Source organism: Clostridium sp. M62/1, assembly GCF_020736365.1.
GTDB lineage: Bacteria > Bacillota > Clostridia > Lachnospirales > Lachnospiraceae > Otoolea > Otoolea saccharolyticum_A.
Genome location: NZ_CP085988.1, coordinates 2,477,054 through 2,490,146, shown reverse-complemented (window position 1 = coordinate 2,490,146; position 13,093 = coordinate 2,477,054). Strand labels below are relative to the sequence as shown.

Genomic DNA, 13,093 nt, shown 5'->3' with positions numbered 1-13,093 from the left:
GTATAGTTTTATTAAAGGAACCGGACGTTGAAGATTGCATTACGGGGGAGGCGGGCGTTATGAGTCATGGATTAAAAAAAGGATTTATCGGAATGATGTGGATGGCTTGTGTGGCAGTAATCTCCGCCTGCAGTCCGTCTCCCGCGGCGGAACCTGCCGTGCTGCCGCCGGAGGAACAGGTGCGGACGGTTTCCGTGGAGCGGGATGGAGTGGCTGCGGACTGCGGGAACCGGGAACAGATCGGCGAACTGCTTTCCATTCTGGCGGACATGGAACCAACAAACCTGCAGTCTGTGCAGGATGTCCCGCAGGCGGATGCATATACATCCATTCATTTTGAAGATACCGAAGGCCGTGTTTACACGATTTTCTATTACGAAACGGAAGGCACGGATTATGTGGAGCAGTCCTACCAGGGGATCTACAAGCCGGCCCCAGCCCTTGGCGAGCTTTTGGACAGTCTGCTGAAATCAGGGGAAGCGCCGCTAAATGACAGGATTCCCATGGTTATGGCGGGCGGGGCGATGTATTATGACACCGGAAGGGAAAGCACGGTTACGGGCCGATGCGGCGTCATGGACGGCGAGATCACATCTGCGGTGGAGCGGACGGAAGTGCCGTCTGAAAACAACCAGTCCAATTTCGGCACCGGGTATGGATATCAGTGGGGGCCGGAGGAAGGAACCCTGGAAGTGTGCATGGATGGCAAATGGCTGGTATTTGAGCGGCGGTACGTGGACGACAATCGGGTTTATTTTGCGGGAAGATGGCATGATAAAAGCGGACTGTCGGAGGATACCCTCCGGTGGCTTGCGTGGTATAATGGTTTAAGTGAAGAAGAGCAGGCGTGCATCAGTGCCGTCCCGGCGGATCTGCTGGATGAAAGCGGAATTTCCAGGACAGAGGAAACGGATGCGCAGGCGGACTGACCGCTTTTAATCGACGTGAATATCAGGATAGGAAACGCAAAAGCGGGGTGGACATGATGAATGGAAAAACAATGCGTTATGCCGGCACAGCAGTTTTAATGATTTTTATTGCTGTCGGAGCATATCTGATCGGATATAAGACGGCGTATGACCGGATGGAACGTGCGGCAGTCAGTTATGAGACCGAGACGTTCTACGCGGCCATTACCGACATTACCGACAGTTCCATAACGGTCCAGGGCATGGAGATCAATGATATTAATTTCAGGGGCAGATTTACATTTCCCGTAATGGAAGAGACCTCTTATCTGTGGCGAGGGACGAGGATCAGCCCCAAAGACCTGGAAGAGGGTGACAACATTTCGATTACCTTTACGGGACTGGTACAGGAAACATCTCCAGCCGGGATCCAGGAAGTCTTGAAGGTGCAGCTGCTGGACGATGATTTTGAGGGCTGATGGTTGTTTAAGGGAGCGGGACTCTATGTGGAATAAACTCAATACATTTTTAAACTGTCTGATTGGGGCGTTTATCGGAGTGTTTTTGGCAAGAAGCGTTTATACATACTGGGATTATACGACGCATCCTGAGATTTATGCGGTGTCATCCGCACCATGGTACACGGCTATCCTGCTGTTTGGCATCGTATCAGGCGCGATTATTTTAGCGGCGATGCTTGTGAAGGTCATGATTAGGGAAAAAGTGAAAAAGGGTGAATGAAAATAGCATAAATTAAAATACGGAGGTGTTGCGTTATGAAAGGCATCAGAATTGAATTGTTGGGTATTGGTATTATTTTATTAGGAATTGCACTTAGCACAAATAATTTTTGGGCTTATACGCTGGGAGTTGTAGGTTTTGGAATTATTTCTATGGGGTGTTTTTGGAAAGAGAAAAACAACTAGCTCACAGTTCATTGATGAGCAAAAAGGAGTAATGCTGATGAAATGTCCTAAGTGTGGAAAAGATATGAAGCCGGGTTATTTACAGACATCGAAGATTGTCGCATTTAACAAAAGAAAACATAAAATTTCATTAAATCCTGAGTGTGAGGATGATGTTATGATTGCCCGAAAGGCATTTACGGGAACAGATTTTCCAGGCTTTATCTGTAAAGAGTGCGGCCTGATTTTATTTGATTATAAGAACGGTACATCTCGCTTTTGATTTTCTATTTACCTGGGAATAAGACGGTTCACAAATTAGACATTCTGGAGGAATCAATCGTATGAAAAAGAGAATAGAAATTCTTTTGATCATGCTTTGCCTGCTCGGCTTAAGCGGCTGTAACCCCAATCATGATGAACCGACTCCGACCGGGTATCCATCCGGAGAGGTGCAGCGTCCGCAGATTATGTACAATGGGGTAATTTATTTCTATACGGCGGATGGATTTGATCATCCACTTCCGGATGGTTATGAGCAGGTTGGCGAAGTAAAAGAAGTAGACAATAGACAGGAACCTGCGGAGGATTGGTGCGGAAGCCGTGTTGAGGTGGGTCAGAAGATATATGTTTCCAATGATACGTCCACAATTTATGTGGAATATGAGACGGGATATGCAGAGTTTGCCGCTGTTTCCGAATCAGAGTGATGGCTGATAAGCGGAATCATAGCATACTGGAAGCAAAAAGGTGCGGGAGCAGCGCGGATGCAGCTCCCGTATCTTTTTTATAGCCGGTTTAAATTTCCTGCGGAAGTCTTTGAAAAAATTCTGTGGGAACTTCCTTTGTCAACCATACACCGTTTGCGGAAAGATAGAAGGCGTAACCGGCCCGCGCCATACGCCCAGCGCTGACCTGATAAACAACAGGTTTTCCATGCCGTTTTCCTACGGCAATGGCTGTATCCATATCCTTGGAAAGATGGACGTAAAGCCGGCTTTTGGGGATCAGGCCGGTTTTCTCAATGGAAGCCGTATATTTCTCCCCTGTGCCGTGCCAGAGGAACTCCGGCGGCATGGCCTGCGTCAGCTCCACATCCACGGGAATGGAGTGGCCCTGGCTGGCCCGGATCAATGAATGGTCTTCATTGTAAGCATAGCGCTGTTTGCTGTCGGTGCGGACGATTTCGTCCAGCAGTTCCTTGGAGAAGGCGGGTTCCCTGGTTTCCCTAATCCCCCGGATCAGCGCATTTACGTCGGCCCACCCGTGTTCGTTCAGGGTAATGCCGATGACTTCCGGCTTATGGCGCAGGATCAGGCTGATATAGCGGCTGATGGCAGTCAGATTCACGGTGATCACTTCCTTTCGATTGATTCTATAGGGGTATTCTACCCGGCGATGGATCCAAAATCAAGTATTCCTGTGAAGCATTCCGGTGCTTATGAATCCACAGCGACAGCGACAATTCAACCTGTGGTTCAATGTATTTTGCGCCCATTTATAGTATAATGATGGTATTTACCAGGTTACAGAAAGAGAGTGAGCGCCAAATGAGAAATGTTTGGGACCGGGAGCCTTACCGATGGTACAAATACAAAAAGGACTGGAAGGCAATCGTGAGGCAGTTCCGTCTGGATCTGCGCTGCTGCAGACAAAGGATTACGAAAGGATACTGCGGAAAGGATCTGTGGAGCATCCGGGACTGGTTCCTGGATGTCGTCCCGGATATGCTGGAGGAATATAAGAAATGCCGTCACGGAAGCCCCGGCATACTGGGAGAGAATTACCAAAATGAGGAAGGGTTCCTGGTCAATGATACCTGCCACGGCGAGTGGGATCGGATCCTGGATGAAATGATTTTTCTGTTCCGGGAGGCGGATGAAAGACAGTGCAGGTGCAAAAATCCATATGAAGAAGAGCATTCCAAGGCATTTTCGCTGTTTATGGACAAATACGGGCTGCTTGGGGAGAAACTGAGGACGCCGGAAGAGCGGAAACGTGACAGCGAGCAGAATGTCATTACCTACCACGGCATGCGCGAACTGCCGGAATATAAAGAACTCTGCAAGAGATATGACGAAGAAGAGAAGAAACTGGAACAATACAGGGAAGAATGCAAGAATAAGGCATTTGACCTGTTTTCGAAATGGTTTTACGACCTGTGGGATTAGAGGATAGCTGAGCAGATTGGAGGCGGCGACACAATGGCGGTATATGTTACAGGAGATACTCACGGGGATTTCCGGCAGATTGGAGACTTCTGCTCTGTTATGGGTACAAAGCGGGACGATGTTATGATCGTACTGGGTGATGCGGGATTGAATTACTTTGGCGACGAACGGGACATTGCCAGAAAAACAGGCGTATCCCGCACCCGGATGACCTATCTGATGATACACGGAAACCACGAAATGCGGCCTGCGACAGTGGAGGGGTACAGGCTGATCCCATGGAACGGCGGAATGGTATATCAGGAAGAACGATTCCCGAACCTGCTGTTTGCAAAGGACGGGGAGATTTACCGGCTTGGCGGGAAGGACGTATTGGCAATCGGCGGGGCCTACAGCGTGGACAAGGAATACCGGCTGCGGATGGGGTATCGCTGGTTTCCGGACGAACAGCCTTCCGATGAGACTAAGGAGTATGTGGAACAACAATTGGATAAAGCCGGCTGGAAGGTGGATGCGGTACTGTCCCATACCTGCCCCCGCAAATACGAGCCGGTGGAGCATTTCATGCCGGGGATTGACCAGTCCAAGGTGGATAAGTCTACGGAAAACTGGCTTGACACGATCGAGGACAAGCTGGATTATAAGGAATGGTACTGTGGGCACTGGCATATCAATAAGCGGATTGATAAACTGACGTTCCTATTTCATGACATACGGCTGTTTAACTGAAAATTTAAGAGACCCGTGTAGTGAAGACCAATAAGTATAAAATGCCACCTATATGGAATCATAAGGAATAAATGAAAATATGGAACCTATAAAAAGAGAGTGCCGCAAAGCCTCCATAACGGATGACTTTACGGCACCGCCTGGGTCCGGCCTTACAGTGCAGACGCCTCCTGATACAGCGCGGCAGCAACCGCTATTTTGACGCACCACCGGTTATAATCGGGGATACGGTTAAAAAACGGTCTGCCGGTCTGCTTCTTAAAAAACTGGTTTATGCCATGAAGCAGCTCCGCAAGGGAATCCAGCAGATCCAGGTATTCCGCGACGTCCATGAATGTAACCGCAGCCGCAATGGCTGTTTCCGCCGGCTGGCAGAGACGATAAACCCGTCCGGTGACTGCAAGCATCTGGGAAAAGAGGGCATTGTTCTCCGCTTTTAATGTGATGAGATTCTCAACGGGGTAATAGGTATGCCGTTCCATGGGATTCCTCCTTCCATATGTGAAAATAAAAAGAGGACAGGCCGGAATTGATACGCTCCATGCCTTGTCCTGGTATCTATCTGTAAAGATTATGGGGAAGGATGTATCGCGGAAGAATCAAGATGACAGATTTAGCCGGAAAGGCTCTGAAAAATGGGTAAAAAAAGCAAAAAGTCATTGACAATCGGATGGGCATCCATTAAACTTAAAGTATAAAGAAAAGCAAATATTGGATATGTAGAACGCCAATAGGCGCAGTAGATATTATGTCCTTGAGTGGACAGTATCTGCTGTGCCTTTTTTGTTTTTTCGGGAGAAAAGGAGGGTACGGCGGATGGGGTCAGGATAAGGAAAATCAGGAAAATTTCAAAGAAGCGGACCGGAATGCAGATCCGGCAGATGATGATAGACCGGGGGATAACGGTCACGCAGCTCCAGAATTGGCTGGAAATCGACTCGTGTCAGGCAGTCTACAAGTGGCTGCATGGGGTCAACCTGCCGTCGGTAACTCATCTGCACGGGTTAAGCCAGATCCTGAACGTAAAAATCGATGAAATATTGGCTGTTGAGGAGGAAAAGGATGATGACTGAGAAGGAAAAACTGTATGACACGCTGTTGCAGCTGGGGACGGCCCTGCGGGAGAAACGGGTACATGTGTATGGTGTGGGCTGGGATCTGCACAAAGAGAAAGTGGAAGCAGTCTGTGAGGCGGATAAAAAGTACATGGACCTGCCGCTGCCAGAGGAACATAAGGAAACCATCGAAAGAATGTTGGAGAAACGGATGGAGGCCAATGAGTGCGAGCTGACCCTTACATATGTTGCTGGAATCCTGGATGGGATTTCATATTTGCGAGATGCCGGGTTCCTCGACATGTATGTGGTAGACAGTGAAGAACTCTCTAAAAAGACGGACAAAAAAGATAAGAGAAGCTGCTTTGCGGTGGCGATCATACCGGGCAGGGACGGATGCTTCTCGGCACAGGTACAGGATCGAAAACAGCTGATTGATTTTGCGAGAAAATGGACAGATAAAGGGGTCGAAATCTATGTGATCAGCCGGCCGGAGGCGTATGGGGAGTATGGGCCATATACCTTCACGCTCTCGTTAGACTTGCTGGATGGTGCGCTGGAGGGCTATATGGAAAGAAAAGGGGATGGGGAGTAATGGGAGACTCAATGTATGACAGCATGTGGATCCATGGCTATAAGTTGGGACGAATCCTGTCAGAACTTAAGATAGTTATGACAATCGAAGGGGAGAAAAATGTCAGGAAGCTTTGCCCAGGTGCAACGGATGAAATGCTGGAAGATTTACGAAATGCCGGAAAGAGTTTTGAGGCAGATAGAGCTTTTACAAAAAAATATCAAGGAATCCTGGTGGAAACGGATATGTATAAAGAATTGGGAGAAGAAGCCAGGCAGGCCCTCAGGGAAGAAGAAGAGCAGGAAGCTGTAAAAAGCCTCATGAATGAGGCTGCCGGGTTCCTGGTTACTGCAGATGAAGCCAAAGTTACGAAAAAGGCCCTTAAAAGAAAAGTGCCGATTGCGTTGTATTCTTCTGTCGGTAGGGATTATATCCTTCCGAAGGGGTTTAAAAAAGATGAGCTGAAAAATACGGAAGTAAGGATACGACTGGCAAAACATTTCCTTCGGAGGCAAAATCAACAATGGAGCTCCAAAGAGGAAGCAGAGAGAGGTTTGAGCGATTGTCCGAAAGGCACCGTACTCCGATCCGGAAATCATGTGGTTATTACAGGCGAGGTTCCGGCTTTGTGGAAAATTGAATATGTATCCAGAAATAATCCCTGGTATATCCAGTATAGGCGGGGACATGAGACAGTTGTTAGAGTCCGTATGGATCCATATGGACGCGTATCACATATGGAGTCGGAGTCAATATGATTTTTGAAAGGGAAATAGGAATGAGCGATACATTATTGGATGCATTGTGGCTTGAGGGGTACAGTATCAGTTTTGCTGTCGGTGCCTTGAAAACGATTCTGGATCAGTTGGGAGAGGAACGGGTGCGCAAGTATTGTCCGGACATTACGGACGAGATCCTGGCGGCTCTGAAGGAGCTGGGAAAGGATTGCACGGATGACGAGTATAATCTGTTCGAGAAAAAGTATGAAGCCGATATCATGAAAATGCAGATATATGAGAAGGCATATGCCCAAGCGGAGAGGGCACTGGAGGCAAAAAAAATCAGGAGCTGGCGGGAATCCGCCGTAAGGGAGTCGGCGAGGTTTTTGAAGGAAATGCGGGACAATGATGAAGAGCATTACGATGACAGCGTTCCGGTCGCAATCTTTACGGAGTATGAAGAGGCCCCGATTGTCCCGTCACAATTTGGCACAGAGTGTCCCCAAAAGACGGAAGACCGGATCCGGCTGGCCCGTTTTTTTCTGGAGCTGGAAGATCAGTCACCGTTCTCCATGGCTGAACTGGAAGACTATTTATATTCGCAGATAAGAGAAGGGGAGAACACGGCCATCTGCCGCTGTAAAACCCGTGCGGTGGTGATACGGGACAATTATTGGACCCAATGGCGGATCGTGTATGTATCACCGCAGGAGCCGTGGTATATCGGTTATTACAAGGGCAGGGAACGTGTTAAGGAGATCGAACTGGACGAATACGGAAGACTGATGGACTAGGGAAAGGACAGATTGCTTATGAAATCCAGGAAGGTAAAAAGTATTTTTAAAGTAATGATCTTTGGAAAATTAAAACGGAATCCAAGAAAACAGAAGAGGCCTGCTGGCCGAGGCGAAGAAGGAATAACCGATAAAATCGGGATGACATTTGGATTTGATGCCAGCGAATGGGAACGGATTAGACATTGGCAGAAGACACATAAATGCAAGTATCGGAAACCGGATGGCAGCCAGTATTATGGCTGCATCGGAGGCGGTTATGAATACCGTTTTACACCGACCTCAATCGGCATGCTGACGGAGATCAGGTGTGCTTGTGGAGCAAAACTTGATGTGGATCGTATTTAGACATTACACTTTGAGATTTATATGAGGTGGTTCGAAATGAAAACATTGAAATACTGGTATATTACGGCAGTCAGAAAAGGAGAGTGGAAAGGCTGCATTGCCCACGGGATTGTCCATGGCCATCAGCGCCTTGCGGACGGGATAAAGATCCACACATCCGCAATATCTACGGTAACAATTGTTAATGATACGGCGATTATCAAAACAAAAAATTCAGAATATTATTGTAGACTTAATGAAGCCTTCTTCCATTTGTTTGATGAACCTGGAAAGCGCTATTTTCCCAATTTCGAGGAACTGCGAGAGACGTATGAAAGGCGGCTTGAGGTGCCCGGACAAAGAGATGGGGTATTGATTGTCCTGGATAGCGAAGCAGAATATTACTATATTGGAGCAACTTTTCGCTGCGGTGGTGAAAACATAGAAATTAGAATTCCGACTGTACATATTGGAACGTTTTGCGACTCGGTGCTTATAGGATGTCTTACAGGTAAGACAAGACAGGCTATTGACTATCGTTATTTTCCGTTCTCAGACAGAGTCGAATTCTACTCGTGGATGCAAACTTTTGACACGTACATTTTAAATGCAGGAACACAACCAATAAAAGTAGCGGTAAAAGCACAGGAAAACGTAATAGCACCGGGATGCACGCTGCTGATTCGCGACACGAAAGACAGAGGAGGTGATGGAGATGTCTGATTTTCCGACTAAGAATCCGTTGACGTTGGCGCAATTAGAAAAGATGGGAGTCCGCAACATGGCCGAATATGAAGCGAAAAGGGATAAAATCCGCAGCCATATTAATTTTGTCATGTTCCTTGGTACGGGCTTTGAACCGGACGAGGAATTTGAGGCGGCTACTGAACGAAAAAAGGAGTGATTGTATGTCAGCACTGAAAAACCTGTATTTTGATCTTGTACCATTTGCATACCATGCGGCATTTTACGAAGGCTTGAAGGAAGAATTAAAGAAAATCTGTCAAAGAATGCTTGAAAACCGGGAGTACGAAAAAATGCTGGCGATCGCCTGTGAATATGCGGAGCGTGTCGGATCGATGGATGAGGCATTGCAGCTCCTTGGGATTAAAGAAGAACTGCCGGAATTGCTGGAACGTGACTGGGATCAGCAGACAGCGATCGGAACGGCAGTACAGCCGGTCTATGAGGACGGAGTACTGGCCGGAGCGGAATATGCCGGCTGCATGGCGATGTATGCCTGCCGCTCCCGGCATATTCCCTATGATAGCGATCCACATATAGAAGCAGAGTACGAAAATTACGCAGAAGCTCCATATGAGATTCCACAGCGTTTCTGATGCATGCTATCGGTGCTGCCTGACAAATTCAAGCACCTGCTGAACAAACAGTTTCTCTTCTTGGGTAAGCTGCAAATACTGCTGTATGGCTTCCCAATCCCCTTCTTCCAGCTGATTGCGGGGAATGGTTACCAGATCCGGAAGGCGCTGGTCCGTCGTCCCGCAGATATAGCCGACATTCACGTTATACTTGGCGGCAATGGCGATTATGGCGATATCGCGAGGTATGCGCTGACCGATTTCCCATTGCTGCCAGGTGCCCGTGCCGGCACCGACATAATCGGACGCTTCCATTTGACTGAATCCTTTTTCCTGCCGCAGTTTTTTCAACCGTTCCATCATTAGTGTTTTATTGATTTCCATATCATTGTAGCCCCCTAATATAAAAATAGATTACCATGGCAAGAGGAAAATGTATAGCATCTGTTTTAAATTTTAATGATAATACAGTCTAAGACTATATGATATAAAATTAGACATACAAATAAAAGAAAAACAGTCATAAATCATTTATCTGTGGGAAAAGTATAAGAAATTTTGGAATTGACAAATACTCAGTATTTACTAAAATCAAAATATTAAATTATATACAGTCAATATGAAAGCGTGCAAAAATAAAAATGATTGGATCGCAGATGACGCAGAAATTTTTTTAGAAAGACTGAAAGAAAGGAATCAAGGGGACGGTCCATAATTACCATAGATAACTTTGCAGGAGATGATAATGTGAAAAGCGATAAAACGAAGCTGGATGAAAAGAGATGTCTGGGCGAAGGACCGGATTATACGGGATTCATTTTGGCAAGGGAGTCTGGCAGCATCGGAACGGCGGTAAGCGTTTATGATCCGATTGCCGGACGAAAAGTGGAACTGTTATCCCAGGGAGAGGCAGAGCTGTTCTGGATAATCCGATTCTGGGATGGGGTTAAAGAGATTAGGGAACAGATGATGCTGGCGCCGGAGATCGTCGCGGAAATTTGTACGGAATTTGAATTTCGAAGACCTTCCCATATCCTGAGTACGGATCTGCTCGTGGAGTATGAGAATGGGAATATGACCGCATACAGCGTAAAATCAGACCGATCCGCGCTCTTTCAGCCCAACCTCGAACCCAGGAAGCAGAGGCGCATTCTGGAACGGCAGAAGATAGAACAGGAGTATTGGAGACGACACGGGGCAGAGTTTAAAATCGTGTTCCGAACCGATCTGAATCCGGTATATACCCGCAACGTGGAAGCGGCAATGGCATTTTATGATCCCCGCTTTGTAAACAGTGAGGAGGATATGCTTAAATATCTGGTGGCTCACAAGAAAATCCGTATTGATATGGAAAACGGTCCTGTTCCCTATGCAAGATTGTGCAGGGAGCTTCCCGATATAAAGGCCAGATACCGGATGGCTCTGCGGGATGGGAATACCGGACAAATCCGACTGGAGGGATATTATGCTGAAGGAAATTAAAATTGGCGACAGAATTGTCCTGTTTGGAAAACTTTACCGTATTCTGATCAAACACAGGGGACTTATTCTGATGATAGAAATGAACGTGGATAAGATGATTTTCAAATGGGAGCATGAGACGGTCCTTTCCGCTTTTCTCAATAGGGATGAAGCTGTAATTGATACAAGTGAGGAAGCACGATATCCCATTGAACACCTTACCGACGATGAAAAAGCGAGTATTCGGATGAAGCGGGACTATATTGAAGATATGTTGGATAAATTGTACCCGAACTGGGATGACCTGGCAAAGAAAAGGACAAAACCGGAACTGTTAAAACTGATTGATCAATTTATCTGTACTCCTAAGTATGTCCGAAAAAAAGTAAGGGAATATCTTCAGTCAGGAAGAAATGAATACTCCTTGATGGATCGAAGGAAAATGATTGACCATAGCGGTTGTTCAATGGTTAAGCTTCGCGGCGCAAAACCAAAATACTATGATCCCAATCGTATAGAGAACGATGAAAAATTAAAATCAATTTATGATGAGTATTTTGCCCAGTTCCTGAACAGCAGCGAAAAGCTGACGATACAGGCCGTATATGATGAAATGGTAGCGGAGCATTTTGAAAATACGGCACTGGCACCTCCTACATATCGCCGTTTTAATTACTACGTCAATCGGAGACTGGAGGAAAATAACATGACCTTGAAGCAGGCAAAGATGAATGCCAGGGAAAGACGCAATAATCATCGGCTGCTCAAAGGAAACGCTCAGTCCGGAGTCTATTATCCGGGACAGATGCTGGAGATCGATGCAGTGGAGCTGGACAATTACAACGTATCCCTTCGGAACCGCAGCCAGCTTGTTGGGAAGGGCGTTATGTACTGCGCGGTGGATGTGTACAGCTGCTGTTTGGTGGCCTGCTGGATCGGATTTGAAAATAACAGCATTACGGGGATAACGGATCTTCTGTACACCCTGCTGGACGATCACACGGAAGAAGCGGCAAGATATGGAGTGGAGCTGACGCCGGAACTTTTCCCGTCCCGCTTTATCCCGACCTCCATCCGGACGGACCATGGCGCGGAGTATGAATCAAAGGAGTTTTCCCGTATGTGCAAGGAGATGGGAATTAACCATCATTTTGTTGCACCGGCTACCGGAAGCCTTAAAGGTACGGTGGAGCAGTTTTTCCATCAGTTCCAGACCCTGATGAAATCGCAGCTTGTGGATGCGGGAGAGACCTACAGACGGTACAATTCCAATCACAAGCAAAAGGCAGTCCTTACCATTGAGGAAAGCCGCAGCATGATGTACCAGTTCGTGAAATATTTTAACCGCCAGATCCGCCCGAATTATCCCTATACCAGGGAGATGATCGAAAGCGGAATTGTTCAATGCCCCATGGCAATCTGGGAATACGGCATTCGGAATATCCAATCGCCGAGGCAGGTGACGGATAAAAACAGGGACATGCTGTATTTCGCCCTGTTAAGAAATGATATTCCGTTCCGTGCTTCGGGGAAAGGCATTTCCTACAAGGGATTGTATTACTGGGATGAGAGCAGCTGGTTTCTGGAACTGAGCATGAAGATGAACCGGGAAGAAAAGAAGTCGATAAAGATTTCCGGAATCCGCTACGATCCGCGTCTGGTGGACCGGATTTACCGGATGGAAAACGGCAGGCTGATCACGATCCCGCTGAGTTTTCTAAGAGATGAGCAGAAGAGCTTCCTGGGAATGTCGTGGAAAGAATATCTGGAACTGTATGAGATGAAGAAGGAGAATGAGGCGGCCTACCGTCCGATCAATGACCAGTACAGGCGGGAAGCGAAAAAGGAAACCCGGAAAATCGTGGATGCGGCAAAAGCGGCGAAGGCCTTGGGCAGTCCGGAATCCAAAGGGAAAAACAAGACCACGGAGATTCGGGCGGCGCGGAAAGAGGATGGCAGGGAGCTCGTAAGGCGGGATGCGGATGCCAAAGGCAAGCTGCTGCTTCCGGAAACGGAAGTTCCGGAGCCGGCTGCCGTTGAAATCAGGCAGGAGGCACCCATGCAGCCCGCTTCCATGGAAGAATTCCTCAAAATGACGGAAGAACTCTCAAAATTCAATTAACGGAGGTGA

Annotated in this window: 21 protein-coding genes; 18 read left to right on the top strand and 3 right to left on the bottom strand. The window is 47.3% G+C overall.

Annotated elements, in window-relative coordinates; translation table 11 throughout:
- Window positions 1-59 precede the first annotated feature (59 nt).
- From LK436_RS11690 to LK436_RS11665, 6 genes are all read left to right on the top strand, one after another.
- Window positions 60-929 carry a DUF5301 domain-containing protein gene (locus LK436_RS11690; protein WP_008395898.1) on the top strand — a complete coding sequence of 290 codons (870 nt, stop codon included), beginning with the start codon at window positions 60-62 and terminating at the stop codon, window positions 927-929.
- A gap of 53 nt (window positions 930-982) precedes the next feature.
- The gene (locus LK436_RS11685) at window positions 983-1,387 is read left to right on the top strand and encodes a hypothetical protein (RefSeq protein ID WP_008395897.1); all 405 of its coding nucleotides are present in this window, start codon (window positions 983-985) and stop codon (window positions 1,385-1,387) included.
- A gap of 25 nt (window positions 1,388-1,412) precedes the next feature.
- Window positions 1,413-1,649 carry a hypothetical protein gene (locus LK436_RS11680; RefSeq protein ID WP_044930661.1) on the top strand — a complete coding sequence of 79 codons (237 nt, stop codon included), beginning with the start codon at window positions 1,413-1,415 and terminating at the stop codon, window positions 1,647-1,649.
- A 35-nt stretch (window positions 1,650-1,684) separates the two neighbouring features.
- The gene (locus LK436_RS11675; protein ID WP_166460511.1) at window positions 1,685-1,834 is read left to right on the top strand and encodes a hypothetical protein; all 150 of its coding nucleotides are present in this window, start codon (window positions 1,685-1,687) and stop codon (window positions 1,832-1,834) included.
- Window positions 1,788-2,096 (top strand): PF20097 family protein, encoded by a 309-nt coding sequence (locus tag LK436_RS11670; RefSeq protein ID WP_008395890.1) that lies wholly within the window; start codon window positions 1,788-1,790, stop codon window positions 2,094-2,096. The genes LK436_RS11675 and LK436_RS11670 overlap by 47 nt, the downstream gene beginning before the upstream one ends.
- A gap of 61 nt (window positions 2,097-2,157) precedes the next feature.
- Window positions 2,158-2,523: a hypothetical protein gene (locus LK436_RS11665; RefSeq protein WP_008395889.1), complete on the top strand. Its 366-nt coding sequence runs from the start codon at window positions 2,158-2,160 to the stop codon at window positions 2,521-2,523.
- An 88-nt stretch (window positions 2,524-2,611) separates the two neighbouring features.
- Here LK436_RS11665 and LK436_RS11660 read toward each other — a convergent pair whose 3' ends face one another.
- Complete coding sequence (locus tag LK436_RS11660) at window positions 2,612-3,169, bottom strand: RNA 2'-phosphotransferase (RefSeq protein WP_416207821.1); 558 nt, start codon at window positions 3,167-3,169, stop codon at window positions 2,612-2,614.
- A 194-nt stretch (window positions 3,170-3,363) separates the two neighbouring features.
- On the opposite strand from LK436_RS11660, the gene LK436_RS11655 reads away from it, so the two are divergent.
- Window positions 3,364-3,984, top strand: a complete 621-nt coding sequence (locus LK436_RS11655) for a hypothetical protein (RefSeq protein ID WP_147594779.1) — start codon at window positions 3,364-3,366, stop codon at window positions 3,982-3,984.
- A 33-nt stretch (window positions 3,985-4,017) separates the two neighbouring features.
- Window positions 4,018-4,713, top strand: a complete 696-nt coding sequence (locus tag LK436_RS11650) for a metallophosphoesterase (RefSeq protein WP_008395886.1) — start codon at window positions 4,018-4,020, stop codon at window positions 4,711-4,713.
- Between the two features lie 152 nt (window positions 4,714-4,865).
- Here LK436_RS11650 and LK436_RS11645 read toward each other — a convergent pair whose 3' ends face one another.
- Entirely contained in the window at window positions 4,866-5,195 is a 330-nt protein-coding gene (locus tag LK436_RS11645) for a hypothetical protein (RefSeq protein WP_008395885.1), read from the bottom strand.
- Between the two features lie 399 nt (window positions 5,196-5,594).
- On the opposite strand from LK436_RS11645, the gene LK436_RS11640 reads away from it, so the two are divergent.
- The 8 genes from LK436_RS11640 to LK436_RS11605 are packed head-to-tail and all read left to right on the top strand — an operon-like array spanning window position 5,595 to window position 9,522.
- Entirely contained in the window at window positions 5,595-5,786 is a 192-nt protein-coding gene (locus tag LK436_RS11640; protein ID WP_166460510.1) for a helix-turn-helix domain-containing protein, read from the top strand.
- Window positions 5,776-6,363, top strand: coding sequence for a DUF6718 family protein (locus tag LK436_RS11635; protein WP_008395881.1), 588 nt, complete (start codon window positions 5,776-5,778; stop codon window positions 6,361-6,363). The genes LK436_RS11640 and LK436_RS11635 overlap by 11 nt, the downstream gene beginning before the upstream one ends.
- Window positions 6,363-7,100, top strand: coding sequence for a hypothetical protein (locus LK436_RS11630; protein ID WP_008395880.1), 738 nt, complete (start codon window positions 6,363-6,365; stop codon window positions 7,098-7,100). The genes LK436_RS11635 and LK436_RS11630 overlap by 1 nt, the downstream gene beginning before the upstream one ends.
- Window positions 7,101-7,120: 20 nt before the next feature.
- Window positions 7,121-7,855, top strand: coding sequence for a hypothetical protein (locus LK436_RS11625; protein WP_227910046.1), 735 nt, complete (start codon window positions 7,121-7,123; stop codon window positions 7,853-7,855).
- 18 nt (window positions 7,856-7,873) lie between these two features.
- Window positions 7,874-8,203 (top strand): hypothetical protein, encoded by a 330-nt coding sequence (locus LK436_RS11620; RefSeq protein ID WP_008395878.1) that lies wholly within the window; start codon window positions 7,874-7,876, stop codon window positions 8,201-8,203.
- 36 nt (window positions 8,204-8,239) lie between these two features.
- The gene (locus LK436_RS11615; RefSeq protein WP_044930652.1) at window positions 8,240-8,905 is read left to right on the top strand and encodes a hypothetical protein; all 666 of its coding nucleotides are present in this window, start codon (window positions 8,240-8,242) and stop codon (window positions 8,903-8,905) included.
- Window positions 8,898-9,086: a hypothetical protein gene (locus LK436_RS11610; protein ID WP_044930651.1), complete on the top strand. Its 189-nt coding sequence runs from the start codon at window positions 8,898-8,900 to the stop codon at window positions 9,084-9,086. The genes LK436_RS11615 and LK436_RS11610 overlap by 8 nt, the downstream gene beginning before the upstream one ends.
- Before the next feature lie 4 nt (window positions 9,087-9,090).
- A complete protein-coding gene (locus tag LK436_RS11605) occupies window positions 9,091-9,522 on the top strand; it encodes a hypothetical protein (protein ID WP_008395873.1) in 432 nt (143 codons plus the stop codon).
- Window positions 9,523-9,528: 6 nt separating this feature from the next.
- On the opposite strand, the gene LK436_RS11600 is transcribed toward LK436_RS11605, so the two are convergent.
- Entirely contained in the window at window positions 9,529-9,885 is a 357-nt protein-coding gene (locus LK436_RS11600) for a helix-turn-helix domain-containing protein (protein WP_008395872.1), read from the bottom strand.
- 363 nt (window positions 9,886-10,248) lie between these two features.
- Here LK436_RS11600 and LK436_RS11595 point away from each other — a divergent pair, with 363 nt between their 5' ends.
- Together LK436_RS11595 and LK436_RS11590 are read left to right on the top strand one after the other, a co-directional pair.
- Window positions 10,249-10,983: a TnsA endonuclease N-terminal domain-containing protein gene (locus LK436_RS11595; protein WP_008395871.1), complete on the top strand. Its 735-nt coding sequence runs from the start codon at window positions 10,249-10,251 to the stop codon at window positions 10,981-10,983.
- Window positions 10,967-13,084: an integrase catalytic domain-containing protein gene (locus LK436_RS11590; protein ID WP_008395869.1), complete on the top strand. Its 2,118-nt coding sequence runs from the start codon at window positions 10,967-10,969 to the stop codon at window positions 13,082-13,084. The genes LK436_RS11595 and LK436_RS11590 overlap by 17 nt, the downstream gene beginning before the upstream one ends.
- Window positions 13,085-13,093: the final 9 nt, after the last annotated feature.